This is a genomic window from Paraburkholderia dipogonis, from assembly GCF_046027395.1.
GTDB lineage: Bacteria > Pseudomonadota > Gammaproteobacteria > Burkholderiales > Burkholderiaceae > Paraburkholderia > Paraburkholderia dipogonis_A.
The window spans coordinates 55,944-82,454 of the sequence record NZ_JAQQEG010000016.1 but is presented as its reverse complement, the minus strand read 5'-3'; the positions used below and the strand labels follow the sequence as shown (position 1 = coordinate 82,454).

The following is a 26,511-nucleotide window of genomic DNA, read 5'->3' as shown; positions in this document are numbered from 1 at the left end:
CGCGCGAAACAGGAAGCTTTGGGTTGTCGCTTGTCCGGTCTTGCGGCTCGCAGCGCAAACCGTCCAATCCGGTATTCCGGCTATCAGAAGAAGGAGACAGAGATGAAATTCGCAACGCGTCGTACCGTATTGAGTTCGCTCGTGTGTGGAGCGGTGCTCGCCAGCCTGTCGCTTGTCGCGCCGCTCGCGCATGCAAGCAAGGATCATCCGGAAATTGGCTTCTGTATCGACGATCTGCGCGTCGAGCGCTGGTCGCGCGATCGCGACTATTTCGTCGCCGCAGCGGAAAAGCTCGGCGCGAAAGTGTCGGTGCAATCCGCCGATGCGAGCGAAGAGCGGCAGATCTCGCAGATCGAAAACCTGATCTCGCGCGGCGTCGATGTCATCGTGATCGTGCCGTTCAATTCGAAGACGCTCGGCAACGTAGTCGCCGAAGCGAAGAAAGCGGGCATCAAGGTCGTTTCATATGACCGCCTGATTCTCGACGCCGATGTAGACGCCTATATCTCGTTCGATAACGAAAAGGTCGGCGAATTGCAGGCGCAAGGCGTCTACAACGCGCAACCGAAGGGCAACTACTTCCTGCTCGGCGGCGCGCCGACCGACAATAACGCCAAGATGTTGCGCGAAGGCCAGCTCAAGGTACTGAAGCCCGCCATCGATAAGGGCGACATCAAAGTGGTCGGTCAGCAGTGGGTGCCGGAATGGAGCGCGTCCACGGCGCTGCGCATTGTCGAAGATGCGCTGACGGCGAATAACAACAAGATCGACGCGATCGTCGCATCGAACGACGGCACCGCGGGTGGTGCGATCCAGGCGCTAGCCGCGCAACACATGGCGGGCAAAGTGCCGGTGTCGGGCCAGGACGCGGACCTCGCGGCCGTGAAACGTGTGATTGCCGGTACGCAGACCATGACCGTCTACAAGCCGCTGAAACTGATTGCCGGCGAAGCGGCCAAGCTTTCCGTGGCACTTGCAAAGGGCGAAAAACCCGCCTTTAACTCGCAATACGACAACGGCAAGAAGAAAGTCGACACCGTGCTCCTGCAACCCACGTTGCTCACCAAGAGCAATGTCGATGTAGTCGTCAAGGACGGCTTCTATAGCCAGGCCCAGCTCGCGAGCCAATGAGCGTAACGTGTGCGCGGCGGACCTCGATGCGTGTCATGCGTATCGGCGCCGCCGCGCGCCTTGCAGCGAGGCATAGCGAATGACGCAAGCTCTCATGACGATGCGCGGCATCGTCAAGGCGTTTTCCGGCGTGAAGGCGCTCGACGGCATCGACCTCACGGTCGCGCCCGGCGAGTGCGTGGGCCTGTGCGGCGAGAACGGCGCGGGCAAATCGACGCTGATGAAAGTACTCTCCGGGGTATATCCGTGGGGCACATGGGACGGCGAAATCATCTGGGAAGGCGAGCCGCTGAAAGCCGCCAGCGTGCGCGACACCGAACGCGCCGGCATCATCATCATTCACCAGGAGTTGATGCTGGTGCCGGAGTTGTCGGTGGCGGAGAACATCTTCCTCGGCAATGAAATCACGCTGCCGGGCGGCCGCATGAATTACGCCGCGATGTACCAGCGCGCCGACGAATTGCTGCGCGAACTCGGCATTAGCGGCATCAATGCCGCACAACCGGTGATGAACTATGGCGGCGGTCATCAGCAGTTGATCGAGATTGCGAAGGCGCTGAACAAGCGCGCAAAGCTGCTGATTCTCGATGAACCGTCTTCTTCGCTGACTTCTTCCGAGATCCGCATTCTGCTCGACATCGTGCGCGATCTGAAGCGGCGCGGCGTGGCCTGCGTGTATATCTCGCACAAGCTCGATGAGGTGGCGGCTGTCTGCGACACGATCAGCGTGATTCGCGACGGACGTCATGTCGCGACCGAGCCAATGCGCGCGCTCACCACCGACCGCATCATTTCGCTGATGGTGGGCCGCGAAATCAAGAACCTGTTTCCGCGCGAGCCGCATCCGATTGGCGACGTGATCTTCGAAGCGCGCCACGTCACCTGCTTCGACGTGACCAATCCGCGTCGCAAGCGTGTGAACGATGTGTCGTTCGCGCTGCGGCATGGCGAGATTCTCGGCGTGGCGGGTCTGGTCGGCGCGGGGCGCACGGAGTTGATGCAGGCGATCTTCGGCGCGTATCCCGGCGTGAGCGAGGCGACCGTGGTGATGGACGGCAAGCCGCTCAAGATTCGCGCACCTGTCGATGCGATTCGCGCGGGCATTGGCATGGTGCCGGAAGATCGCAAGCGCCACGGCATCGTGCCGGGGCTGAGCGTCGGCCACAACATCACGCTGGCGGTGTTGCTGCGCTTTGCTTCGGGTGGGCGAATCGACTCCGCTGCCGAACTCGATACGATTCATACGGAGATGAAGCGACTTTCGGTGCGTGCCGCGCATCCCATGTTGTCGATTGCGAGTCTGTCGGGTGGTAATCAGCAAAAGGCCGTGCTGACACGCATGTTGCTGACTAATCCGAAGGTGCTGATTCTCGACGAACCCACGCGCGGCGTCGACGTCGGCGCGAAATTCGAAATCTACAAGCTGATTTTTCAACTGGCGCAACGCGGCATGTCGATCGTGATGGTGTCCTCCGAATTACCGGAAGTGCTCGGCATCAGCGATCGCGTGCTGGTGATCGGTGAAGGCGAGTTGCGAGGCGATTTCGTCAACGACGGCCTCACGCAGGAGGACATTCTCAGCGCCGCGATCCGTCCCGTGCAGCGATCCCCGAACCCAACCGCAGCGAGTGCCGCATGACGCCCGACGTTACTTCCCAACGCGCCGACGAAGCCGTGCCGCGAGGCGCATTCGGTGGTCCACAGCGCATTCAGCAACTGTTCGCGCGCTACAAGATTCTCGCGCTGCTGATCGCTGTGGCCGCGATCTGGATTTTCTTTTCGGTGCTCACGCACGGCGCGTTCGTCACGCCGCGCAACCTGTCGAACCTGCTGCGGCAGATGTCGATTACCGGCATGCTGGCATGCGGCATGGTGTTCGTGATCATCGCCGGCGAGATCGATCTGTCGGTTGGGTCGTTGCTCGGTTTGCTCGGCGGCGTGGCGGCGATACTCGACGTCAACCGCCACTGGCCGATCGGCGTCACGTTGCCGGTGGTGATGCTGCTCGGCGTGCTGGTGGGCATGTTCAACGGATGGTGGTCGACTTACCGGCGTGTGCCTTCGTTTATCGTCGGGCTCGGCGGCATGCTCGCGTATCGCGGCATTCTGCTCGGCGTGACAGGCGGCTCGACGATCGCGCCGGTGTCGGACAGTTTCGTGTTCGTCGGTCAAGGTTATTTGCCGCGGCTCGCCGGCGATACGCTTGCGGTGGTGCTGTTTCTGCTGCTGGCTTTTCTGACGATACGGCAGCGGCGTAACCGAGAGCGCTATCAATTGCGGGTGGTGCCGTTCTGGCAGGACGTGGTGAAGGTGGTCGGCGCGGGTGTGATTCTCGCCGGCTTCGTTGCGACGCTCGATCGTTACGGCGGTATTCCGGTGCCGGTTCTATTGCTGCTTGCGTTGCTGGGAATTTTCACGTGGATCGCCACGCAGACCGTGTTCGGGCGACGTATCTATGCGGTCGGCTCTAACCTCGAAGCGACTCGGCTCTCGGGCGTCAACACCAATCGCGTGAAACTGGCGATCTTTGCGCTGATGGGGCTGATGTGCGCGTTCGGCGGGATTGTCAATACGGCGCGGCTTGCGGCGGGTTCGCCGTCGGCGGGATCGATGGGCGAGCTCGATGCGATTGCCGCGTGCTTTATCGGCGGCACGTCGATGCGCGGCGGTTCCGGCACAGTCTATGGCGCGCTGATCGGCGCACTGGTGATGGCGAGCCTCGACAACGGCATGTCGATGCTGGACGTCGATGCTTATTGGCAGATGATCGTGAAGGGCAGCATTCTCGTGCTGGCCGTGTGGATCGATGTGGTGTCGGGGTCGAACCGGCGGTGAGATTGAAGGGAGGTGCGGCGGCGCGTCTGTTTTCCGCTGAAGCCGACGCGCGAGCTATCTATCAGCGCATCTGCGCGGCAACGGCGGCGCCGAGCTTGCTACGCCGTGTGGGCGTCTTTGCCGTTGGCTTCTTTGTTGTTGGGGTCTTTTTTTGCCGTTGCAGCGGACTTTTTTGCGCGCTACCGTCTTATCCTCCGAGGTCCCGGCGCTGTGTTTCGAAGGGCCATTCAGTACGCGCATCTCGACCCGCATGTCCGCCGCGACCGCCATGTTGACCAACGCGTCGAGCGCGAACAGATTGATCTTCCCGCGTATGAGATCGGACACGCGCGGCTGGGTGACGCAGAAGCGCCTGGCCGCTTCCGCCTGACTCATTCCGGTGCGGGTGATATGGTCTTTGATCGCCATCATCAGCACCGAGCGAAGCTTCATGGTCTCCGCTTGCTCGGGCGTGTCTTCGATAGCGTCCCAGACGCTCGAAAATGTTTGATGCTCATGCCTTAGCTTCTAAGAAGCTTTTGCGAGTTTGTCACGGCGAACCATCTCATGGTCGCGGCCATCGGGTCGTAACGATCTGACAGAAAGAACGTATTGGTCCGGTACCTGAAACCTGCGCGATATCGTCGAATGGGTTGTGCGTGCCAGCGAACCGGTCCGCCTGCACCCCGCAGGTTTTGCTTTTCTTTGCCCCGTGAGAACTGCATGGCTCAAGGCGCGGCCGCTATATTGGTCAGGTACTGCACCAATCCGTCAGAGCTTCCCGCACTTCTTCGATAACTGGATCCCACTCTCCGAGTTCGCGCTGGCGGAATAGCCGCATCGATGGATACCAGGGACTGTCGGTTCTGTCGGTCAGCCATCGCAGCTCGGAATACGCGGGCAAAAGTACCCAGACAGGAAGGTTCGCCGCACCGGCAAGATGCGCAACGGCCGTATCAACAGTAATGAGCAGGTCAAGCGTTTTAAGTATGGCGAGCGTGTCGGTGAAGTCTTCGATGATTGGACCGAGCGTGTGCAAATCGAACTTATCCGCCAAGGCTTCGCTGTCGCATTCATGCTCGCCTTTCTGTACTGAAAACCATGTCGTGCCGGGGTGCAAAAAAAGAGGTTTTAGCGCTTCGATACTAATTGACCGGAACCGATCGAGAGCGGTGTGGGGGCCACCTGCCCACACTACACCGATTCTTGCGTTTTTCTTGTATGCAGCTAAGGGTGAGGCTGCATCGATTCTTAACCGCCATTGGTCAATATGGCGCTGCGATGCTGAAATGTATGGCATAGCAATAGGCAGCATGGGCAGATCAAGCTTCATGTACTCCGGCATCCTTAGCATATGGCTCCAGTAGCCGTAAGGTCCGGCCGGTATTTTTGTAAAAACCGACCGTACGCTGGTCATGCTGGCCGCGATTTTGGCGACGGGTTGGCTGACCAGCGCATCGACAATTGCGCCTCGCTGATGCAGCCATTCGGCAAACCGGATGAATTGGATTTCGTCACCACGTCCTTGCTCGCCTACGAGCAAGAAACGGCACCCCGAAACTGGTTCGCCATTCCACACCGGAAAATTTGGAAATACCAATGTGGCGCGCGCTAGGGGCATGGCATAAGTCATATTGCGACGCGCCCATCCGTTCTTATAGTCGCCTTGGCTCAGTTCGAGGCATGCAAGCTGGCACTGCATGACTGGATCGTCAGGTGTGAGCCGTACCGCTTCCCTGCTGTAGACCAGCGCTTCTGCAACTTTGCCGCGCACGCTCAGGGCATGTGCCGCGTAGTGGTGCAGTGTGACGCGTCGCGGATCGATCTTGAGTCCCTGACGGGCAACACTGAGCATATCGGTGAAACGGTCAATCCTATATAACGCGAGACACAGCGCCTGCAATGCCTCGGCATTATCCGCTTCCCGATTTCTGATTTGTGCAATCGTTTCGTCAACTAGCGTTGTTCGCTTGGCTTTTGCTAACGCACTGACCAACTCAAGCCCGTCTTGCAACGAAGTCGAGTCGAACGCCCAGGCGCGTAGCCAGTAGTCGGCAGCGTCATCAATGTTCCCGAGTTCGGCACTTATGCGCGCGATGGCGCGCATCGCATGAAGGAGCTTCGCTTCTATAGAAAGAGCCTCCTTGTATTGTACTTTCGCTTCAGCGAGGCGCCCGCCCAGTCGCAGGCAATCCGCGAGATTACGATGCAAAGTGGCGGTACTTCCAGAGAGGCCCATCGCGCGATGATAGTAGGCTTCCGAACGCATGTAGTCGGCGTTCATTGCGGCAATTAAGCCTGCGTGTTCCCACAGGTCGGCCCGTGCAGAATCAGCCTGTAGAGCGCGCTCCAGATACATATCCGCTTCTGCAATTTTTTTCAGGTGCACGCACACCAGCCCCATACGATGCAGTGCGTGGATATTGTACGGGCTTAGGGCCAACGCCTGCTGATAGGCGCTCGCCGCATCGCTGAAACGCAAGGCGGAAAAATCGGCGTCCGCACTGGCAATCAGGGCGGTTACGTCTATTACATCAGAACTACTGGCGGATGGATTGGACATTTTCAAAGATAGCTAGCTTCTCTTGTTCGAGAAGTTGTGCTCCTGCGCGCCGCAAGGGTGACGCAGGAGGCCTTCGCGTACCAGAAGCTTTACGGCGTATAGGTAGCGTAAATCACATCGTCATTGAGGTTCGTATTAGGGCTCACAATAATGTAATAAGTGCCTGCGGCCGGGTTCGACAGGATGCATTGGGCGCCGCTGCCTGATGCAAAGGTCCTCACGCAAGATGCGTTTACCGTAGTAGGCGATCCTGCCCTGAGATACATCATTCCCGATTCAAGGCTAGACCTGTTCGAGAGGGCCACCCTCAGGATTGGCGCGCCAGCCGGAACGTCCAGCTTGAAATACTTCATGACGTTTGCTGTCGCAGCAATCTGGAAATTGACGTCGAAATTCAGATCGGTTGATTCAGGAGCGACGACCGTAAAGGGTCGCGTTACCCTGCTAACTGCGCTTGTGCTGTCAGTGGCCGTTAAGGTGATGTTGTAAGTGCCAGGATATTCGTAGTTGTTGTTTGGGTTCACTGATTGCGTGCTTACCATATCAACCTGATTACCCGAGCCAAAGTTCCAGGCCCAAGACTTGATCGATGCAACACCTCTCGCAGTAGACAGGTCCGTACATGTCACCAGCATCCCAGTTGCGCCCTGCGAACATTTGAAATCTGCCGCTGCTGGAATTTCTCCAGCCTTGGCAGCGGCAACTGTCGCCGTTGCGTCTAGGATACCCGAGCCCAGCGGTAGATCAGGCTGTAGAGGAAATTGTTGCGCGTGCTGCGTGATCAGCGTGCGCATTTCGGCCGCGCTTAACGGGACCGGTGCCACAGACTTTACTAGAGCAACGACGCCGCTAACCATCGGTGCAGCCATCGATGTGCCAGATTCGTAAGCATAACTCTCAGCGCCCAACGACCGGGTGCCATCGTTATAGGTTGAGTAAATGTTGGTGCCCGGCGCGGCAATGTCAACAACGGGCCCATAGTTCGATAAATAACCTCGCACACCGTTTTCCTGAGTATTGCCGACGGCAATAACGCCGTAACAATTAGCGGGCTGGTAATTCGACGTATCGTCGTTATTGTTTCCGGCAGCAACAGCAACGATTACGCCGTGACTGGTCGCGTAGTCGACTGAAGCCTGTATCGATTTTGAACATTGACCAGGGCCGCTAACGCTTAAATTAATAACGTTTACGGGGCGAACGTTGTTTGGTATTCCCGGAATCGACCCGCCAGAGGCCCACATCACCGCGTCCGAAGCAGAGGAGAGCACGCCAGTACCGCACTCATTAAGCACTCGCGCGGAAAGGACCTTTGCGGACGGCGCAATTCCTGAAATCCCGACGCCGTTGTTCGTCACGGCCGCCATGATGCCTGCAACGTGAGTGCCGTGATACGTGACTCCGCAACTTCTTCCTATGCCAGGATTTGATCCACCCGGAGGACCAAGGTAGGTAAAGTCATAGCCCTGTGGGATAACATTCGCATTCAGGTCGCTGTGACTTGTTGTGCCGTTGTCCACCAGTCCGATAGTGATTCCTGCGCCGGTCGCGATATTCCACGCGCTGGCCGCGCGAATCCCGACATTGGGCTGATACAGGTCAAGGTTTGAGAAGAGCCCCCATTGCATGTTGTAAAACGGGTCATTGGGAGTCGAACTTGCGGATATAGGCACATCCGGCTCCACGTATTCAACGTTCGGGTCCGCTGCAATGGCGCGCATGAACGTCTTGGCTTCCTTGGGGTTCAGTTTGCGCTCTGTCGTTATCACATCGGAGCCGACACCCATACGGCGCGCATGGTGCGCCCTCGCTGGAAAGGCGCTCGCCAGCTTGTCGAGTTTCGACTGGACTGCCGCCGTTGATCCGCGTTCAACGGTGCCTGTTTTATACTTGACGATGAAACTATCGGTCTGCGAGTCGGACGAAATACTGGTCGTGTTCATCTTCAGCGATAGGGCGAGCGGAACCGCGGCGGAACTGGCGGCGCTCGCTGCGGCGGCCACCTCCACCTTATCACTAGCGGTCGGCGCTTCCTGGGAAGCGGTGCTATTCCCGCCGCTTCCGCCACACGCGGCTAGGGTCACCAATAGGGGTACGCCTGCAACACTCACAACGATTCGGCGTGTGGATAGCCTCAACCGGATCGCATCCGTCCAGGCGACTGCGCGATGAAAATCGACCTTTCCGGTTTTCGTTCTCTCTTCTTTCATTTTTTAGATCTTCCAGATTCTGCTGTGATCGTTCGTCCTTACGATCGGCAAACCGCACAAAAAACCGTTAACCATTCGTCATGCGAGGGTAATCGTTTGGAAAAGTGAGATGCAGCGGAAGGCGCTGGTTTATGTGTGAGGTGATTTACCTGCAACGTCAGGAATGGCGACGTGTCGATTGCGAAATGCAGCAGGCAGCGGGAGAAACTTCCGGAGAGCTTCTCCCGTTAGGCCTCTAGACCGAGGCGTTAGAGAGAAATTGATACACACTACGCATAATTGGTTCTATTTTCAGATAAGCCTTGGAAGCCCTTGCGGAATTGATTAAACGGAGGCTTTAGACGCTTCGGCAAATTTACGTACAGACCAAAGACTTGAATGCCTCGTCAACATGAGCATGGCTTTCGTAACGAATCGTCAGCAGTCGAGACGAGTGAAGTCGTGCAATCGAACGCGTGACGGACCAGCGCGTTTTGCCAAGTCCGCTGCCGTGCGGCGAGCCGATTTTTGCGGGCGCCCCACGCTTGCCGGGAATATGTGAAACGGCATCGACCAACGCGTCAAGCTGGATAATGTCGTGCCGGTTTGCCGCGCTCAGGATGATTGCGAGCGGGATACCTTTCGCGTCGACGATGAGATAGTGTTTTCTGCGCGGGCTTGCGCCAGTCTGTGAGCTTTGGCCGTTTATTTTTTCGCCAGGTCGGCCAGCAGCGTTTCGTGGATACGCCACCAGAGGCCGGCTTGCTGCCACGCAGCGAGCCGTCGGCAGCAAGCCGTCTACATCATTTAATGAAACACCCCACGACATCCCCCCATTCCCGCCATCCTCCCCATCCCCCGCCCCAAGCCCCCCAACCATAAAAGCCCGCATTTAAGTCCCACATCCACTCCCCCGTCTTATTACTATTCCGAGGAACAACGCCAGGCGTCGATCCGCGCCTTCACAGCTTCCCAGCCATCGTGCAAGCTGACCGAACCATGCCATGTTGAAACGCAGAACCTTTCTGCTCGGCGGCGCCGGCGCTGTCGGCGCATTGCTGGTGGGCTGGTCTGTGCTGCCACCGGGACAGCGTTTGACCACCTCCATGCCGCTGCCGGCGCAAGGCACGCAAGTGGCGCTCAACGGCTGGGTCAAGATCGCCGCCGACAACAGCGTGACGATCATGATGTGCAAGGCGGAAATGGGGCAGGGCATCCACACCGGCCTCGCGATGCTGCTCGCCGAAGAACTGGACGCCGACTGGTCGCAGGTGCGCGTCGAAGACTCGCCCATCGACAGGATCTACAACAGCGTGCAAAGCATTATCGACGACCTGCCGTTTCGCCCCGATGACGACGGCACCATCAAGCGCGCCACCGTCTGGATGACCCGCAAGCTGGTGCGCGAAGCCGGCACGATGATGACCGGCGGTTCATCGAGCATCAACGATCTATGGACGCCGATGCGCGAAGCCGGCGCGTCCGCCCGCGCCATGCTGATCAGCGCAGCGGCCGCGCAATGGAAAGTGCCAGCGGGTGAATGCCGCGCTGAAGGCGGTCAGGTGCTGCACCCGTCTGGCCACAAGGCGAGCTTCGGCGAATTGTCGTCGATGGCCGCGCAGCAGGCGCTGCCGCGCAAGGTGACGCTGAAAGATCCCGCCGGCTTCAAGCTGATCGGCAAACCGTTACGCCGTATCGAAGCGGCGTCGAAGATCAACGGCACGGCGCGCTTCGGCATCGACGTGCTGCCGGACGGGCTGCTCTATGCGAGCGTCGAGATGTGCCCGACGCTGGGCGGTTCGGTGGCGAAGTTCGACGCAACGGCCGCCGGCAAAATGCCGGGCTTCATCAAGGCGTTCGCCGTCGCGCCGTACAGCGGGGGTACTGGCGGCGTCGCGGTGATCGCTGACAACCCGTTTCGCGCGACGAACGCGGTCGCCGCGATCGACGTGATCTGGCACGACGGCCCAGCGGCGAAACTGTCGAATGCGGACGTCGATCGCCGGCTCGCGCAAGCACTCGACGACAGCGCCGGCCACGTTTACTACCACTTGGGCGACACCGATGCCGCGTTGAGCCGCGCGGCGCGCACCGTCAGCGCCGAATATCGCGCGCCGTATCTCGCGCATGGCGCGGTCGAACCGCTCAATTGCACCGTGCAGGTCGCGGACGGCGCGGCCACGGTCTGGGTCTCCACGCAAATGCCCGCGCTCGCGCGACACCACGTGGCGAAAGTGCTGGACCTCGACGCCGACAAGGTCGACGTGCAAACGCTTCTGCTCGGCGGCGCGTTCGGGCGGCGTCTGGAGCTGGATTTCATCGCCCAGGCCGCGGCGATTGCGCGCGAGGGCGGTGGCCGTCCGGTGCAAACCCTCTGGTCGCGGGCCCAGGATTTCACACATGACTTCTATCGTCCGGCATGCCTGTCGCGGCTGAAAGCCGGGTTCGACAACGACGGCAAGCTGGTGGCGTGGCAGGCCACGTCGGCGAGTCAGGCGATCGTGCCGGAAGCGCTCGCGCGCTACTACGGCGCGCCGCGCCTTCCCATCGACAAGACCACCTGCGAAGGCGCATTCGATCAGCCCTACGAATGGCCCGCTGCGCGCGTCGCGCACAAGATCGTCGAACTGCCGGTGCCGGTCGGTTTCTGGCGCTCGGTCGGCCACTCGCATCAGGCGTTCTTCACCGAGGGCTTTACCGACGAACTCGCCGTGACAACCGGCAAAGACCCGATTGCGTTTCGCGCTGCGCTGCTCGAGCAGCATCCACGGCATCTGGCGGTATTAAAGCGCGTCGCGGCGTTGTCGGACTGGGAACATCCGTTGACGCGTGCCGCCGACGGCGCGCCGCGCGCGCGTGGCGTCGCGTTGCATGAGGCGTTCGGCAGCGTGGTTGCGCAGGTCGCGGAAGTGTCGATCGGGCCGGGTAAGAAGATTCGTGTGCATCGGGTGGTTTGCGTGATCGATTGCGGCATGCCGGTGAATCCGAATCTGATTCGTCAGCAGATGGAGAGCGCGGTCGTCTTCGGTCTCTCCACCGCGTTGCAGGACGAGATCACGCTCGTCGACGGTCAGGTGCAGCAGAAAAACTTTCTGGATTTTCCGGTGGTGCGGATCGACGATTGTCCGGTGATCGATACGGACATCATACCGAGCCAGATGCATCCGCAAGGCGTGGGCGAAGCGGGTGTGCCGCCGGTCGCGCCGGCGGTTGCCAATGCGGTGTTCAAGCTGACCGGCCAGCGCCTGCGCTCGCTGCCGTTGAAGCTCGCGTGAAGCTCACGGAAAGCGCGCCGAATTCGAATACTCATGGAGGTAAGCAATGGGATCGCTGAACATCAACGGCCGGGCGGTGGCGGTACAAGCCGAGCCGGACATGCCGCTGCTGTGGGTGCTGCGTTGCGAACTCGGCATGACGGGCACCAAGTTCGGCTGCGGCGTGGGGATTTGCGGCGCGTGCATGATCCACGTCGACGGCGAACTCTGCTTCGCGTGTCAGACACTCATGTCGACGCTGCATACACAGAAGATCACGACCATCGAAGGCTTGCAGGGACCCGAAGCACAGGCATTGAAGACCGCGTGGATCGATCTCGACGTGGTGCAGTGCGGCTACTGCCAGAGCGCGCAACTGATGGCGGCCTGCGCGTTGCTCAAGCACAATCCCAAACCGACCGACGCCGACATCGACACGGCGATGTCGCACATCGTATGCCGTTGCGGCACCTATCCACGGGTACGGGCGGCAATCCACCAGGCGGCGGCAAAGCGCCGCCCCGCGTAATGCCGCCTAGGTGTTTCGCGCTATCGAAAGAGCCCGCCGCGCGCGCTCAACCTGCCAGCAATTCCACCACGGCGACGACCGCCGTGAAGATGCCGATGCAGCCGCCCAGCGTGGCTGCGCTTTTCATGAATTGCGACATACATGTCCCCGTAATGTGTGGTTGGTGACATGTATTTAACCCGAAATGAAAGGTAAAAGAAAGCTTGTCAAAAATAATTCGTAAGCTGGACGCGCGTCACGGCAACGATTCATACGTGGCCGGAGTATCGCTGCGCCGCGCTCGATATTTTCATGTGCGGCAAGGCGCGTGCTGAAGATGCGGTCGCGCAGATCGCTCGCGAGTTGCGAGCGGAAGTGCGGAATGTGCGCACGTGCGGCGTGGGGTTGTGCCGCTGCGGTAGATAGATCGGCAAGCGGATTGTCTAAAGCGATCGCTTGAATAGCGTCCCGCGTTAGACAATCAACATAAAAAGCCGCGTTAAGGCGCTTTTGCCGCAGCGGCCGTCGGCGCCGTCGTTGCCTTAACCGGCACCGCAGCCGCCGGCGTCGAATTACCCGACGCGTTCTGCGGATCAACTTCCCACCCTCCGCCCAGCGCGAGGAACAGATTCACCTGATCGATCGCCACCTGGCCATCCGCGGCCGCCGCCTGTGATTTCGTCGACGTCAACGTGCGCGTCGCATCCAGATCGGAAATAAACGACTCACGTCCCGCGCGATACAGCCGGTGCGTTTCATCCGCCGACTCCGTCGCCGACTTCACCGCGGCATGCAGCGCGTCGGCGCGGGCGTAATCCGACGCATAGGTCGCGAGACTGGTTTCGGTCTCGCGCAGCGCGGTCAGCACCACGCCGTCGAACTTCGCCAACGCCACCTGGCTCGATGCCTGCGCTTCACGCACACGGCCACGCGCGCCGTTTGCCGGGAACGTCCAGCTGATCAACGGACCGAAGCCCCAGCGCGCCGTGGGCGACGTGCCGAGGTCTTCCAGAACGCCGGTCAAACCCGCCGACGCACCGATGCTCACCGTCGGATACAGCGCCCCGGTAGCGACGCCGATACGTGCCGTGGACGCCGCCAGTTGACGTTCGGCCTCGCGCACGTCCGGGCGGCGCTTGAGCAGCGCGGCGCCGTCGCCGACCGGAATCGGCTGACGGATTTGCGGCAGCCTGTCGCAAGCGAGCACGGCCGGCGGCAGGTCGGACGGCGCGCGGGCGAGCAACGCCGCGAGGCGGTACTGCGCGATCTTGCGGCGCGCCCTATAGCGCGGAATATCAGCCGACAACGTATCGACCTGGGTTTGCCCGCGCGTCACGTCGGGCTGATTGCCGCGGCCCGCGTCGCGCAGCCGGCGCGATACGTCCACGCGCTGTTTCTGCAAGGCCAGCGACTGTTGCGCGATCCTGAGTTCCTCGGCGGCCGAACATTGCTCGACGTAAGAGCGCACCACGTCCGCCACCACGGTGATCCGTGCAAGTTCGCCCGCGGCCTGCACGGATTCGGTGTCCGCTTGCGCCGCCTCCACGCCACGCCGCAGCTTGCCGAACAGATCGATTTCATACGAGACGCTGATGCCGATATCGCCTTCATTGACGACCGGCAGTTTCTCGGTGAGCAGGTATTGTTCGGCGGACTCCTGCGCGCGTTCGATCAGCGCCGACGTCTTGCCGGAAAAGCCGCCTTGAGCTTGCGCCACGCCCAACGCTTCACGCGAGCGCGCGAGGTTCGCCGCCGCGACGCGCAAGTCGGTGTTCGATTGCAGTGCCTCGTCGACGAGTCCGTTCAGGACGGGATCGTCGTACAGCTTCCACCACACGGCCGGCACGTTCTGGCGCGTCGTCAGAGACGTGTCGGCGCCTTCGATCGGCGCATTCGCGAGCGGCGCGTTGACGAGCGCCTGTTGCGGCAACGAGTAATTGGGACCGACGTTCATGCAGCCGTTGAGCGCGACCGCCAACGGCAGCAACGGCAATAAGGGCAGGGCGCGCGACAGCTTCATTGCGAGGCGCCCGATGATGTGACCGCAGTCGACGCCGGCTGTGCAGCCGAACCAGCCGGAGCAGCGGAGGTAGCAGACGCCGAAGGGAACGCCGACGAGGAAGCCGAAGCCGCCACCGCACCCGACGCTCCCGCATCCGGACGCCTCTTACTGCCGGGCGACAGATCACGCACCGACACAGTCGCCGTGCGCCCGGCAATCATGCGGAAATCCGCAGGCACTTCATCGAGCGCCACACGCACCGGAATCCGTTGCGCGAGCCGCACCCAACTGAACGCCGGATTCACATTCGGCAGCAGATTCGAGCCTTGCGTGCGGTCACGATCCTCGATCGCGGCAACGATGCTCTGCACGTGTCCGCGCAACACGGTCGGCTCGCCCATCACCGTGATATCCACCGGCTGGCCTATGTCGATGCCACCCAGCTTGGTCTCCTCAAAATACCCATCGACACGGAACGAATGCATGTCGACCACCGCGACCACCGCGCGCCCCGCCGCGACGAATTCGCCGACGCGCGGCGCGCGGTCGTTCAGATAGCCATCGACTGGACTCATGATCGTGGCGCGCTGCAGATTCAGCTTCGCTGTGTCGATAGCCACATTCGCATCGGCAAGCGCGGCCTCGCCCTGTTCGACGCGCGAGCGGCTTTCTTCCGACACCTCCGCGGCGACCAGGTTGCCGAGCTTGCGGTTACGCGCGTCTTCGCGGCGCGCCTGATCGAGCGTGGCACGGCGTTGTTGCGCGGTGGCCTGCGCCTGGCGCAGCGCGAGCGTATAGCGGGCTTGATCGATCACGAACAGCACCTGGCCTTGCTTGACCTGCTGGTTGTCCACCACCTCGACCGACGAGATCAGCCCCGAGATATCCGGCGCGACCTGGATCACGTCGGCGCGCACGTGTCCGTCGCGGGTCCATGGCGCGAACATGTAGTAGCCGACCAGTTTCCACAGCACGAAGGCCGCAACGACGACGACGATCAGGGTCAGCAGAATTTGACCGACGGAGAACCAGGTTTTTTTCACGTTATTAGTCTGTGCGAAACGACAACGACAAGGCCCAGCACCAGCACATAGATGCCGAGATCGAAGATGGAGCGATGCCAGACGAAGCGGTAAAAGCCGACGCGCGCGAGCACCGTGCGAATGGCGAGGTTGATCAGATACGCGACCAACATCAGCACGAGCACGGCCGGCACGAACACGCCGAAGATATCGATTTCACCGATCATCGCGGGAAGTGGAAAAGGGTGGAGAGGGCTGGAAAGCGGTGACGGGCTGGGCGCATCAGGCAGCGGCCTCTGGTTCAGGCGGCGTCGGCGTGATCAGCGTGGCCGGAAACAGCGAAAGACGCAAGCCGACCAGCGCGTGCAGCGCTTCGCGCAACCGGCGTGCCGAGGTTTGCGAGGCCGCGCTCGGCGCACCGGCGTTGGCGAGCCCCTGTGCCGTTACGCGCGCCACGGCGGCGTCGATCGACGACATCAGGCTGTCGGGCACCGGCTCGCGCTTGCGGCGATCGACGCAGCTTTCGTAGTACTGACGCACGTCGTCGAGCACGTGATCGATCGCGGCCGGCGCTTCGCCGCCCAGCTTGTGGGTCAGGCGGCGCAGATCGAGTGCGTTGAAGGCAATGCGCAGATCGCGAAAGCTTTCGATCGACGGATGGCGATGGTCGTCGGTGGCGGCAAGGCGCGGGATCAACTGCATCAGGCGGTCGAGCATGCGCGCGGCGAGATTGCGCGGATCCTGGATCGGCCGCGTCGACGCCGTGAGCGCCACGTCGGCCCAGCTCGAACGTAACAGACGGGCCGCCGCGAGTTCGGCGCCGAACGGCCGTGTCACGCGCGTCCACAGATACGCGTAGAGCAAGCCAGTGAGGCCCGCGAGATTGCTGTTCATGAACACCAGAAAATTGGCGTCGTACGCGTCCTGAATGCTGATGAAGGTGGCCGTATTCACCGCGACCAGCACCGTGGCCAGGTTGAACTGCGGGCGCGGGATCAGCGTGCCGACGAAGATGAACGGCGCGGCGAACATGATCACCAGCATGGGAAAGTCATGCACGTGCGGCAATACGACGAACAGATAGACGCCCGCCGCCACCACGCTGATCGCGGTCGCCACGAAGAAGCGGAACACGAACGGCGCGGGCTCGTCGAGGGCGGCGAAGAAACAGCACGCCACGGCCGCGAGCGTGACCGCGCTCGCGCCGTCGTTCCAGCCAGAGCTGATCCACAAACTGCACGCGAGAATCACGGCCGCCGCGGCCGAGCCGGTCGAGAACAGCATGATGCCGTGATCGTAGAAGCGCTCGGTGCCGCCCAGCCGCCAATGACGGAAGCGCGGGCGCCACGAGCCTTCTTCCCGCGTGATGATGATGCGCAGCGAGCGGCAGTCCTGCCAGACGTCGATCACCTGTTTCATGCGCCACAGTGCATTCGAAAGCAACGCGCCGTCCCAGCCCGCGAGCGCGGAGGGCGGCGGCTGCATCGCCGCGATGCGCTCACGCAACGCGTCGGCCGCCGGATCGGGATGATAGCCCTCGCTCACGGTGGGCATTGGCTCATTGAACCACTTGATGACATCGGCGAGCAGGCTTTCCAGACCCTCGGGCCACGTTTGCCGGCCGCTGTTGTAAAGCGCGATCAGCGGATCGGCGAGCGACGACATGATCGGCAGCAGCAACTGCATGCGACCGCGCAGTTCATGCGCGTGCGCCAGAATGTCGGGCCGCGTGTGATCGTAGGCCAACTGGCTCAGCAGCAATTCCAGGCCATTGATGATGGCCGCGATGCGCTGCCGGGCGCCCGAAATCGCCGAGCTGGCAATGCGTCCGGACAACGTTTCGGTGGCATAGAACGCCGCGTCCCGAAACCATGCGTCGGTCCGCTCGATGATGGTCGGCGCAAGCCGGCTCGGAAACAGCGCACTGCCGACAACGCTCGCGCAGACGATGCCGAGCGTGATCTCCTCGGTGCGGCTGACCGCGAGATCGAACACGCCGCCTGGATTGGTTACCGAGGGCAGCGCGATGATCGGCATCGTATAGCCGGCCAGCAGGAACACGTAGCTGCGCGCGGTGCGGTCGGACACCGCCAGATACAGGAGCGTGCCGGTCCATAGCGCGACGATCACGCTGAACAGATACGGCGATTCGACGAAGGGCGGCACCAGCAGCACCGCGGCCGAGGCGCCGAGCATGGTGCCGAGCGCACGATAGAGCGCCTTGGAGCGCGTCGCGCCGACAAACGGGTTCGAGACGATGTAGACGGTCGCCATCGCCCAATACGGCCGCGGCAGTTCGAGCGCGAGGCCGATGTAGAGCGCGATCATCGCCGCGGCAAACGTCTTGACGGAGAACAGCCAGTCGCGAAGGGAAGGGTAGACCATAAACCGTTAAGCCGGGTCGCCGGCGCTGTGCGGCGCGGCGGTGTCTGCTTTGCCTTTGTTCGACTTGTTCGCTTTGGTAGCTTTGGTAGCTTTGGCCGCTTTGCTGGCGGCTTGGGCTCGTTCGCCCGAGGCGCTTTGGGCGCGTTTATCGCTGTCCGGATCGCCGCTGATATCGCTGTTCTGATCCGCGCGCTCGCTGGCGTCGGCTGTGAACGCGGCCAGCACGCGCAAGGTCGCTTCGAGATCGCTGCGCGAGACGCCTTTCAACGCTTGCGCGCGTAGCGTGACCAGTTCTTCTTCCATTTTCGCGGTGACAGCGCGGCCTTCTTTGGTGAGCACCACGGTTTTCGCGCGCCGGTCTTCGGGGTCTTCGTCGCGACGCATCAGACCCGCGGCGCACAGTTGATCGAGCAGCCGCACGAGCGACGGCCCTTCGATGCCGATGTGGTCGGCGAGCGTGACCTGGCGCACGGCCGCGCCGAGCCGGCTGGCGGTCAGGAGCGGGGTGGCGCACGCCTCGGAGACATTGAAGGCCGCCAGCACGCCATGGCTCGTGCGCCGCCATTTTCGGGCGGCGACGACCAGCGTGCTGCTGACGGTCCGGCGCAAGGTATCGAGATTCGACATGGCCGGTATTGTATTTCCAAAAAATTCGTTAGCAAACTATTGAATCGGAATTTTTTGTCGCGGTGCGGTATGGCCGCGTGTGTTGACGGGCACCGGGGGGCGCGATGTCAACGTCGCTCAAGCCGCGAGCCCCAGCCTTACCGTACGCGCCAGATCATCGAGCTGAAAAGGCTTGCGCAAAATCGTGCAGCGCTTCACCGCCAGCCCGGAAATGTCCACGTCCGCGTAACCCGTTGCGAGAATCACCGGCAAATCCTCGCGCATCTTGCGCGCCTCGGCGATCACGTCGATCCCGTTCATGCCGGGCATGGCGAAGTCCACCATCAGCAGGTCCGGCTTGTCGTCCCGCAAACGGTTCAGGCCGGCGCGTCCATCGGCGGCTTCGGTCACGGTGTAGCCGAGCATTCTCAGCGACTCGACCAGCATGGCGCGCACCTCGCCGTCGTCTTCGACCACCAGGACCCGCTTTTCGCCGACCACGTTCGCTTCAGCATCGGATGCCGCTTCGGCCTGCGGCGCCACGCGTTCGCGCAACGGCAGCCAGATCTCCACGGTGGTGCCCACGCCTTCCTCGCTGAACAGACGCGCGGTGCCGCCAGCCTGCCTCGCAATGCCATAGACCTGACTCAAGCCGAGCCCCGTCCCCTTGCCGATCGGCTTGGTGGTGAAGAACGGATCGAACACGCGCGACACCACTTCGGCCGGCACACCCGACCCGGTATCGGCGACTTCGACCACTACGTAGCGGCCTTCGTCGAGTGTCTGATCGGGCGCCTCGCGCTCCTTCACGCAAATGCCGAGCTGGCCGCCGCCCGGCATGGCATCGCGCGCGTTGATGGCGAGATTGAGAACGGCCAGTTCGAGCTGATTGGCGTCGGCCTGAGTCCACATCTCTTCGCCGTCGAACTCGTTGGTATAACGGATGCTCGACCCGAGCGACACCGTGATGATGTCGCGCATGCCTTGCAGCAGCGACACCACGTCCACGGCTTTCAGATCGAGGTTGCTGTTACGCGAGAAAGTGAGCAACTGTCCCGTCAATTTCGCGCCGCGTTCGGTCGCGCGTTTGACGGTGGCCGCCATGCCGCGCAGGCGCTCGTCGCTGCTCACGCGCGCAATCAGCTCCGCGTTGACCATGATGACGTTCAGTAGATTGTTGAAGTCGTGCGCGATGCCGCCGGTGAGTTGCCCGAGCGCTTCCATCTTCTGCGATTGCACCAGCACCGCCTGCACTTTGGCGCGCTCGTGAATTTCCATCATCAACCGGTTGTTGGCGGAGGCGAGTTCGTGAGTGCGTTCGGCGATGCGGCTTTCCAGCGAGTCGTTCAACTGCACCAGCGCCTCTTGCGCTTCGATCCGCTCGGCCAGATGGCGGCGCGATTCATACTGCCGCGCGCGTGCCCGCAACGACGACGCCACCGCGCGCCGCAGTGTTTCCGAATTCAGCGGACGCTCGAGCACGACCACGTTGCCTAGCCGTTCGAGCACTTCCAGCCCGCGTTCGGAGCGATGTCCGAGGCGTGAGGCGGCGAGCAGAATGAACGGGAAGTCGGACCACGCCGGCTGCTGTTCGAGCCAGGTGAACAACCGGATCGCGTGATTGCCCGCGAGCGCTTCTTCAGCGATCAACGCGGCGCCCGCACCGGCGTCCAGCGCGGCGGTGAGCGCGTCGGCATCGCGGCATGCCACGCAGAGGCGCTTATCTTTGTGCAGCACCTCGGCAATCACATCGGCGTCGCGGCCAAACGGCGCCAGGATAAGGACGCGTTGCTCCATGACTTACTGCCCGGACGTGTCGATGACGCGGTTCGTCGCGCCGAGCAGCGCGGTGCTGCCGCGATAAGCCGGCAGTCCGGATAGCACACCCTCGAAGTCGCGCAGCGCCTCGCCCACTTCCACGCCTTTGCCGACGAGCCGGAACTGTCGGATCGAGCGCTCGTGGGCATTGGCGCGGCTCTTCACGGCCGTCACGGCGGTGAGCACTTCGCCGTGGTGTTCGAAATAGCGGAACAGCACGACCACGTCGCTCAGATAGCTGATGTCGATATCGTTCTGCACCTCGCCGATAATGCCGTGCTGTCCGAGCACGAGCATCGTGATGATGCCTTGCTGGTTCAGATAGCCGAGCAATTCATGCATTTGCAGCAGCAGGTAGCGCTCGCCGGGCATCGCCTGGAGATAGGCGTTCAGGCTGTCGATCGCGACGTACTTGACGTCTCTCTTCTCGACTGAATCGCGCACGTCGCTGGCGAATTCGCCGGGCGAGATTTCCGCCGGATCGATCTGGCGCAGCGTCAGCAGGCCGCTCTCCACGTGCGGCGCCAGATGCATGCCGAGCGTCGCGCAGCGGATCATCAGTGTGACGAGCGTCTCGTCGAACACGTAGTAGACGCAGCGCTCGCCGCGTTCGAGCGCCGCGACCAGGCACGACACCACCGTAGTGGTCTTGCCGACGCCCGAAGGGCCGATCATCAGCGCATTGGTGCCGGGGATCAGACCGCCGCCGAGCAACGCGTCGAGTCCCGGCGTGCCGGTGCTGACCACCTCGGTGTCGAACTTCGCGTGGTGTTCCGCCGCGACGAGGCGCGGATACACGTGGATGCCGCCGGTGTCGAGCGTGAAGTCGTGGTACCCCTCGCGGAATTTGATGCCGCGCATCTTGGCAATGCGCGTGCGCCGCCGGTTGCCGCCGTAGTCGTGCACGAGATTGTCGAGGCTGATCACGCCGTGTGCGATGCTGTGCAACTGCACGTCGCTCGGATCGGCCGTATTGTCGTCGAGCAGCAGCACCGTGCATTCACGGGTGGCAAAGTAGCGCTTGAGCGCGAGAATCTGCCGCCGGTAACGCAGCGGGTTCTGCGACAGCAGACGCAACTCGGAGAGACTGTCGAGCACGATGCGCGACGGTTTGAGTTCGTCGACCTGCTGGATGACGTTGCGCACGGTCTCGCCGAGTTCGACCTCGGCCGGGTGCAGCACGGTCTGCTCGTATTGCGGGTCGAGGCCTTCGTCGGATAGCAGCTCGAGAATCGCGAACCGGCTGATGTCCCAGCCATGACTGTCGGCCACCGCGATCAATTCGGAGCGGGTTTCAGACAGCGTGATGTACAGACCTCTCTGTCCTTCTTCGACACCCTTGAGTAGGAATTGCAAGGCCAGGGTAGTTTTACCTGTACCGGGCGCACCTTCCACAAGGTACATGCGGTGCGGCGTGAGACCGCCTCCCAGGATGTCGTCGATTCCGTCGATTCCCGAGGAAAGGCGGGCCGGCTTGGCGGCGGCGTGTCTGTTTGACATGGCGTAGCGTATGGGCGTCGATAAGTGGCTGGTGGTTGTTCAGCCGGTACGGCGAGAATGCAATATCTGTGCCCGTCGACGGTGTCATTCGCCGGCGCGCTCCTTCACCAGTTGAATGAAGCGCGTGGCCGCGCTGTTATGCAACGCCGCGGGATAGGCGAGGTGCAGCGGCGCACTGAGCTTCGAGGGGTTCGCGAGCGTGCAATATACGGTGCCCACCTGGTCGTAACGCTGCATGGAAGCGGGCACCAGCGTCACACCCAGCCCCGCCGCAACGAGGTTGATGCCCGACACCATGCGCGGCACTTCCCGGGCAATCCGCGGGACGAAGCCGGCCTGCCGGCATGCGGCGAGGATATCGGCATACATGCCGGGGGCGCCTGGCCGGCGGACCAGAATGAAGTCTTCGTGCGCTAGCGCTTTCAGCGACACTTGCGGCCGCTTCTTGCCCTTGAGCAGCGGATGGCCGACCGGCAACACCACGACCATCGGCTCGTCGAGCAGCAACTCGAACGCCACGCCTTCGCGTGCGTCGACAGGCTTGCGTAGGAACGCCGCCTGAATCTGGCCGGCGGCCAGACGTTCGATGATCTCCGCCGCGTTGAGTTCGGCAAGCTCGACGGCGACCTCGGGGCACACCGAGCGAAACGCACGGATCGCCTCGGTCGTGAACGGATGGAACGCCGCGGAACTCGTCAGCCCGATCGAAATCGTGCCGAGCTCGCCGCGCGCAATCCGGCTCGCTTTTTCGACCGACTGCTGCAGATTCTGCAGCAAGCGTTGCGCGTCTTCCGCAAAGGCCTGGCCGGCTGGCGTCAAGGTGACGCCACGCGGCATGCGCACGAACAATTCGAAGCCGATCTCTTCTTCCAGCGTGCGAATCTGCTGTGAAAGGGGCGGCTGTTGCATGGCCAGCCGTTCAGCGGCACGTGTGAATTGGCCTTCTTCGGCGACCGCCAGAAAGTAACGCAGATGCCGCAGTTCCATGGTGTTTTGTCTCCCGGACAGCGCTCAAAGGGCGGCTCGCTGCCATATGCTTTAAATATGGATTGTGCGTAAAACAGGTATTTTACATTTACCACGGCCGATCCTACGATCTCGTCCATCGCATCGACATGACAGCGACATACAACAAGATCAATGGAGACGTCAGTGAAAAAACAATGTGCGGTGGCCGCCCTGGCCGCGGTGAGTTGCGTGGGAGCGCATGCGCAAGCATCGGTCACGTTATACGGCGTGATCGACACCAACCTCGAATTTCTCAACCACGCCGGCGCCAGCGGCGGCTCGCTGGTCCGCGAGAATTCCGGCGGTCTCAGCAATTCGCGCTTCGGCTTTCGCGGCGCCGAAGATCTCGGCGGCGGCAACAAAGCGTTCTTCATCCTCGAAGCGGGCTTCAACGGCAACGACGGCACCAACGCGAGTGCCGGCGTGCTGTTCAACCGCACGGCGGCAGTGGGGCTTTCGAATGCGTACGGCGCGCTGTCGGCGGGCTTGCAGTACACGGCGATGTACGACACGCTCATCAAATACGACCCGATGGTGTTCGGCCAGCAATACACGTGGATGCCGACCACCGGTTCCGTCGACGGCTTTTCGTTCAAGGCGCGCGTGAACAATTCGGTGAAATACGTGGGCCGCTTCGGCGGCTTGACGGCGACGGCGGATTACAGCTTCGGTGGCTCGGCGGATTCGTTTCAGAGCAGTGCGGCCTACGGCGGCGCGCTTGATTACGACGCCGGCAGCTTCGCCGCGGCCGTTGCGTACGACTACCGCAACGGCGCGATCAACTCGACCGGCATGTGGACCAAGTCGCGCAACTGGAGCGCGTCGGCGCGCGAGCAGATTGGCGACGTCACGGTCATGGGCGGCTATGAGCACTATTTGTTTAACCCGACCAAGGGCAAGTCAGTGTCGTCGGCATTGTGGTTCGGTGGCGTGCGTTATCTGATCGCGCCGGCTTTCCGCCTGACGGCCGCCGCGTACTACCAGAGCAACAAGGCGGACAACGTGTCGAACTCGTTGATGGGCGTGCTGGGAGCGGACTATATTCTGTCGAAGCGAACCGATGTGTACGCAACCGTCGCGTATGCCGCAGCCACGCACTACGCCAACGATCAGTACACGCCCGTCGGCTTGACGAGCGACACCGCGTTCGGTCCGAACCAGACCGGCGTGACGCTCGGCATTCGCCACCGGTTCTGAGTATTTGGTTTTTCAACGACGGATTTGACGATGCGCCGCGTTCAGGACAGTGCACGGTGATCAGGAGCAAGCTGCATGACTTTCCATCTTTCACGACGTCTCGGGGTGCTGTGTGCGTCAACAGCCGCTGCGCTGCTGATGACACTCGCGCAACCCGCGTTCGCGGTCCATGCTTACGAGCCACATCTGAAGCCTGTGGCGACGATCTCGGGTACGCGCTTCACGCTCGACACGCCTCAAGGGCACGCAGAATTTCCGCTGTATCTGTCGAAGGATTGGAACGTCGCGCAGCCGCAAGTGACGCGCGCGGTGATCGTGATTCACGGCAAGCTGCGCAACGCGGACGTGTACTTTCGTACCGCGCAAAATGCTCGCGATGCCGCGCACGCGGACCCCGACGCCACGCTGTTGATCGCGCCGCAATTCCTCGCCACGCTCGACACGCGCGTGCATGACGAACCCGCCGATCTGCTGCGTTGGACCGGCGACGCCTGGATGGGCGGCGAAGCGGCGCGCGCGCCGCTGCCGATCAGTTCCTACGAGGTGCTCGACGCGATCGTCGCGCGGCTCGCCGATCGCACGCTGTTTCCCAATCTGCGGCACGTGGTGTTCGCAGGGCATTCGGGCGGCGGACAAGTCGTGCAGCGCTACGCCGTCGCGGCGCGCAACATCGCCGCGCTGACCGGAGAAGGCATCGACGTGCGTTACGTGGTGGCGAGCCCGTCCACGTATGCGTATTTCGATGCGCAACGGCCCAACGCACAAGGCATTGCCGCGCCGTTCGATGCCGCGCAATGTCCCGACTTCAATCAATGGAAATACGGCATGGACAACCGGCCGCCCTATCTCGACGACCGGACGCCCGCGCAACTCGAAGCGACTTATGCGGCGCGCCGGATCGACTACCTCGTCGGCGGCGCGGATGACGATCCGCAGCAAAGCGCGCTCGACAGAACCTGCGCCGCCGAAGCGCAAGGGCCGCAACGCGTCGCGCGTGCCGAGGCGTACTACCGTTATATCCAGTCGCGTCATCCGGACGGCCTGAAGCAGAGCTTTCATATCGTGGCGGGCGTGGGGCACAACGGTGCGCGCATGCTGACGTCCGTGTGCGCGCTAGCGGCGATGTTCGACACTCAAGGATGCGAGCAATGAGCGAGGCGACCTTCAATCAGAGTGACGGTGGCGCATCCGGCGCCGACGCGTCGAACGCCTTGAGCCCTTCGATGGTGCGGCGCGCGATCTTCGCCTCGGTCCTCGGTAACGGCCTCGAGTGGTTCGACTTTCTGATCTACGGCTACTTCGCGAAGATCATCGCGCAAGTGTTCTTTCCCGGCGGCAGCGGCTTCGTGTCGATCATGCTGACGCTCGCCACGTTCGCCGTCGGTTTCATCGTGCGGCCGATCGGCGGCATTCTGCTTGGCATCTACGCGGACCGCGCGGGGCGCCGCAAAGCACTCTCGCTGCTGATCATTTCGATGGCGGCCAGCACGCTGCTGATGGGTCTCACGCCTGGCTATGCGCGCATTGGCATCGCGGCGCCGTTGCTGGTGGTGCTCGCACGGCTGTTGCAAGGGCTCTCCGTGGGCGGACAGTTTGCGACTGCTTCGGCAATGCTGGTCGAGTACGCTCCGCCGCACAAGAAGATGTTTTATGGCAGCTTCAACATGTCGGCGCAGGCGTTTGCGTTGCTGTTGTCGTCCGGGGTCGGCTATCTGCTGACTACGCAGCTCACGCATGAGCAACTGGTGGCATGGGGCTGGCGTCTGCCGTTTCTGTTTGGCGCGTTGGCGGGGCCGTTCGGCTTCTACATCCGGCATCGCGTGGCCGAATCGCCGGAGTTCGAGCGGTTGCTCGATCACAAGGACAAGCCGCCGCGCGTCACGATCCGCCAGTTCTTCCACGATAACGGCGATGCGGCGATCTGCGCGATGGGCGTGATCATCGTCGGGGCGGCGACCAATTATGTGTGGCACTCGTATCTGTCGGTGTATGTCGAACGGCAATTGCATTTGCCGCTCTCCACCGCGTTGCTCGGCGCGTTCGTGTCCGGCGTGCTGAATCTGTTCCTGTTTCCGCTGTCGGGCAAGCTCGCCGATCGTTACGGCGCGTACCGGCTGTTCTATCCGATCGTGATCGCGTGGATGGTCTGCGTGTATCCGCTCTATCACTTCGTCGTGACGAATCCGACGCCGGGGCATCTGTTCATCGCGCAGATGATCGCGACGGTGTTCCTCGCCGCGATGTCCGGCGCGCATCCCGGCATGCTCGCGACACTGTTCCCGGTGCGCAGCCGTTCGGCGGGCGTGGCGCTCTCGTACAACATTGCGGTGACGCTGTTCGGCGGCATGGCGCCACTGACCATCACCGGCTTGACGCGTGTGACCGGCAGCAGTCTCACGCCCGCGTTCTACCTGATTTTTGCCGGCTTCGTATCGCTCGCGATGGTGTACTTCACGCGTGCCGGACGCATGTCGGGCGGCGCGGCGGCGAGGCCCGCCACTCATTGATCAACCA

19 protein-coding genes and 2 pseudogenes are annotated in these 26,511 nt (G+C 62.0%); 9 read left to right on the top strand and 12 right to left on the bottom strand.

Annotated features, from left to right (window positions below):
- Positions 1–102 precede the first annotated feature (102 nt).
- The 3 genes from xylF to PQR32_RS17830 all read left to right on the top strand — a co-directional run bounded on the left by xylF (position 103) and on the right by PQR32_RS17830 (position 3,966).
- The gene (gene xylF / locus PQR32_RS17840; protein ID WP_408229351.1) at positions 103–1,131 is read left to right on the top strand and encodes a D-xylose ABC transporter substrate-binding protein; all 1,029 of its coding nucleotides are present in this window, start codon (positions 103–105) and stop codon (positions 1,129–1,131) included.
- Positions 1,132–1,210: 79 nt separating this feature from the next.
- Positions 1,211–2,770, top strand: coding sequence for a D-xylose ABC transporter ATP-binding protein (gene xylG, locus PQR32_RS17835; RefSeq protein WP_408229348.1), 1,560 nt, complete (start codon positions 1,211–1,213; stop codon positions 2,768–2,770).
- On the top strand, positions 2,767–3,966 hold the full coding sequence (locus PQR32_RS17830) for a sugar ABC transporter permease (protein ID WP_132383886.1): 1,200 nt from the start codon (positions 2,767–2,769) through the stop codon (positions 3,964–3,966). The genes xylG and PQR32_RS17830 overlap by 4 nt, the downstream gene beginning before the upstream one ends.
- Positions 3,967–4,194: 228 nt before the next feature.
- On the opposite strand, the pseudogene PQR32_RS17825 reads toward PQR32_RS17830, so the two are convergent.
- From PQR32_RS17825 to PQR32_RS17810, 4 genes and pseudogenes are all read right to left on the bottom strand, one after another.
- A pseudogene (locus PQR32_RS17825) lies at positions 4,195–4,428 on the bottom strand (helix-turn-helix domain-containing protein); the annotation flags it as partial.
- A gap of 268 nt (positions 4,429–4,696) precedes the next feature.
- A complete protein-coding gene (locus PQR32_RS17820; protein ID WP_408229609.1) occupies positions 4,697–6,508 on the bottom strand; it encodes a hypothetical protein in 1,812 nt (603 codons plus the stop codon).
- 89 nt (positions 6,509–6,597) lie between these two features.
- Positions 6,598–8,718, bottom strand: coding sequence for a S8 family serine peptidase (locus PQR32_RS17815; protein WP_408229345.1), 2,121 nt, complete (start codon positions 8,716–8,718; stop codon positions 6,598–6,600).
- Between the two features lie 355 nt (positions 8,719–9,073).
- A pseudogene (locus PQR32_RS17810) lies at positions 9,074–9,495 on the bottom strand (transposase family protein); the annotation flags it as partial.
- Between the two features lie 206 nt (positions 9,496–9,701).
- On the opposite strand from PQR32_RS17810, the gene PQR32_RS17805 reads away from it, so the two are divergent.
- The 3 genes from PQR32_RS17805 (at position 9,702) to PQR32_RS17795 (ending at position 12,885) form a co-directional block, all read left to right on the top strand.
- The gene (locus PQR32_RS17805; protein ID WP_408229342.1) at positions 9,702–11,972 is read left to right on the top strand and encodes a xanthine dehydrogenase family protein molybdopterin-binding subunit; all 2,271 of its coding nucleotides are present in this window, start codon (positions 9,702–9,704) and stop codon (positions 11,970–11,972) included.
- A gap of 46 nt (positions 11,973–12,018) precedes the next feature.
- Positions 12,019–12,480, top strand: coding sequence for a (2Fe-2S)-binding protein (locus PQR32_RS17800; protein WP_408229339.1), 462 nt, complete (start codon positions 12,019–12,021; stop codon positions 12,478–12,480).
- A gap of 246 nt (positions 12,481–12,726) precedes the next feature.
- Complete coding sequence (locus PQR32_RS17795) at positions 12,727–12,885, top strand: S-adenosylmethionine decarboxylase (protein ID WP_408229606.1); 159 nt, start codon at positions 12,727–12,729, stop codon at positions 12,883–12,885.
- A 73-nt stretch (positions 12,886–12,958) separates the two neighbouring features.
- On the opposite strand, the gene PQR32_RS17790 is transcribed toward PQR32_RS17795, so the two are convergent.
- The 8 genes from PQR32_RS17790 to PQR32_RS17755 all read right to left on the bottom strand — a co-directional run bounded on the left by PQR32_RS17790 (position 12,959) and on the right by PQR32_RS17755 (position 22,779).
- A complete protein-coding gene (locus PQR32_RS17790; protein WP_408229336.1) occupies positions 12,959–14,479 on the bottom strand; it encodes an efflux transporter outer membrane subunit in 1,521 nt (506 codons plus the stop codon).
- Entirely contained in the window at positions 14,476–15,504 is a 1,029-nt protein-coding gene (locus PQR32_RS17785) for an efflux RND transporter periplasmic adaptor subunit (protein WP_408229333.1), read from the bottom strand. Before PQR32_RS17785 ends, PQR32_RS17790 begins: the two co-directional genes overlap by 4 nt.
- Complete coding sequence (locus PQR32_RS17780; protein ID WP_115778589.1) at positions 15,501–15,710, bottom strand: DUF1656 domain-containing protein; 210 nt, start codon at positions 15,708–15,710, stop codon at positions 15,501–15,503. Before PQR32_RS17780 ends, PQR32_RS17785 begins: the two co-directional genes overlap by 4 nt.
- A 55-nt stretch (positions 15,711–15,765) precedes the next feature.
- On the bottom strand, positions 15,766–17,868 hold the full coding sequence (locus tag PQR32_RS17775) for an FUSC family protein (protein ID WP_408229330.1): 2,103 nt from the start codon (positions 17,866–17,868) through the stop codon (positions 15,766–15,768).
- A 6-nt stretch (positions 17,869–17,874) separates the two neighbouring features.
- Positions 17,875–18,495 (bottom strand): MarR family winged helix-turn-helix transcriptional regulator, encoded by a 621-nt coding sequence (locus PQR32_RS17770; protein WP_408229327.1) that lies wholly within the window; start codon positions 18,493–18,495, stop codon positions 17,875–17,877.
- 117 nt (positions 18,496–18,612) lie between these two features.
- The gene (locus tag PQR32_RS17765; protein ID WP_408229324.1) at positions 18,613–20,271 is read right to left on the bottom strand and encodes an ATP-binding protein; all 1,659 of its coding nucleotides are present in this window, start codon (positions 20,269–20,271) and stop codon (positions 18,613–18,615) included.
- Positions 20,272–20,274: 3 nt separating this feature from the next.
- Positions 20,275–21,792 carry an ATPase domain-containing protein gene (locus PQR32_RS17760; protein ID WP_408229321.1) on the bottom strand — a complete coding sequence of 506 codons (1,518 nt, stop codon included), beginning with the start codon at positions 21,790–21,792 and terminating at the stop codon, positions 20,275–20,277.
- 84 nt (positions 21,793–21,876) lie between these two features.
- Positions 21,877–22,779 carry a LysR family transcriptional regulator gene (locus PQR32_RS17755; RefSeq protein WP_408229318.1) on the bottom strand — a complete coding sequence of 301 codons (903 nt, stop codon included), beginning with the start codon at positions 22,777–22,779 and terminating at the stop codon, positions 21,877–21,879.
- Positions 22,780–22,944: 165 nt separating this feature from the next.
- Here PQR32_RS17755 and PQR32_RS17750 point away from each other — a divergent pair, with 165 nt between their 5' ends.
- The 3 genes from PQR32_RS17750 to PQR32_RS17740 all read left to right on the top strand — a co-directional run bounded on the left by PQR32_RS17750 (position 22,945) and on the right by PQR32_RS17740 (position 26,504).
- A complete protein-coding gene (locus PQR32_RS17750; protein WP_408229315.1) occupies positions 22,945–23,997 on the top strand; it encodes a porin in 1,053 nt (350 codons plus the stop codon).
- Positions 23,998–24,072: 75 nt separating this feature from the next.
- Complete coding sequence (locus PQR32_RS17745; protein WP_408229312.1) at positions 24,073–25,149, top strand: alpha/beta hydrolase; 1,077 nt, start codon at positions 24,073–24,075, stop codon at positions 25,147–25,149.
- Positions 25,146–26,504 (top strand): MFS transporter, encoded by a 1,359-nt coding sequence (locus PQR32_RS17740; protein WP_408229309.1) that lies wholly within the window; start codon positions 25,146–25,148, stop codon positions 26,502–26,504. The genes PQR32_RS17745 and PQR32_RS17740 overlap by 4 nt, the downstream gene beginning before the upstream one ends.
- Positions 26,505–26,511 lie beyond the last annotated feature (7 nt).

Bases quoted from the DNA above. Each gene is read 5' to 3' on its own strand.
- xylG (WP_408229348.1), top strand. From the start codon at position 1,211: ATGACGCAAGCTCTCATGACGATGCGCGGCATCGTCAAGGCGTTTTCC.
- PQR32_RS17775 (WP_408229330.1), bottom strand. From the start codon at position 17,868: ATGGTCTACCCTTCCCTTCGCGACTGGCTGTTCTCCGTCAAGACGTTT.
- xylF (WP_408229351.1), top strand. From the start codon at position 103: ATGAAATTCGCAACGCGTCGTACCGTATTGAGTTCGCTCGTGTGTGGA.
- PQR32_RS17815 (WP_408229345.1), bottom strand. From the start codon at position 8,718: ATGAAAGAAGAGAGAACGAAAACCGGAAAGGTCGATTTTCATCGCGCA.
- PQR32_RS17800 (WP_408229339.1), top strand. From the start codon at position 12,019: ATGGGATCGCTGAACATCAACGGCCGGGCGGTGGCGGTACAAGCCGAG.
- PQR32_RS17790 (WP_408229336.1), bottom strand. From the start codon at position 14,479: ATGAAGCTGTCGCGCGCCCTGCCCTTATTGCCGTTGCTGCCGTTGGCG.
- PQR32_RS17765 (WP_408229324.1), bottom strand. From the start codon at position 20,271: ATGGAGCAACGCGTCCTTATCCTGGCGCCGTTTGGCCGCGACGCCGAT.
- PQR32_RS17780 (WP_115778589.1), bottom strand. From the start codon at position 15,710: ATGATCGGTGAAATCGATATCTTCGGCGTGTTCGTGCCGGCCGTGCTC.
- PQR32_RS17830 (WP_132383886.1), top strand. From the start codon at position 2,767: ATGACGCCCGACGTTACTTCCCAACGCGCCGACGAAGCCGTGCCGCGA.
- PQR32_RS17760 (WP_408229321.1), bottom strand. From the start codon at position 21,792: ATGTCAAACAGACACGCCGCCGCCAAGCCGGCCCGCCTTTCCTCGGGA.
- PQR32_RS17820 (WP_408229609.1), bottom strand. From the start codon at position 6,508: ATGTCCAATCCATCCGCCAGTAGTTCTGATGTAATAGACGTAACCGCC.
- PQR32_RS17740 (WP_408229309.1), top strand. From the start codon at position 25,146: ATGAGCGAGGCGACCTTCAATCAGAGTGACGGTGGCGCATCCGGCGCC.
- PQR32_RS17745 (WP_408229312.1), top strand. From the start codon at position 24,073: ATGACTTTCCATCTTTCACGACGTCTCGGGGTGCTGTGTGCGTCAACA.
- PQR32_RS17755 (WP_408229318.1), bottom strand. From the start codon at position 22,779: ATGGAACTGCGGCATCTGCGTTACTTTCTGGCGGTCGCCGAAGAAGGC.
- PQR32_RS17805 (WP_408229342.1), top strand. From the start codon at position 9,702: ATGTTGAAACGCAGAACCTTTCTGCTCGGCGGCGCCGGCGCTGTCGGC.
- PQR32_RS17770 (WP_408229327.1), bottom strand. From the start codon at position 18,495: ATGTCGAATCTCGATACCTTGCGCCGGACCGTCAGCAGCACGCTGGTC.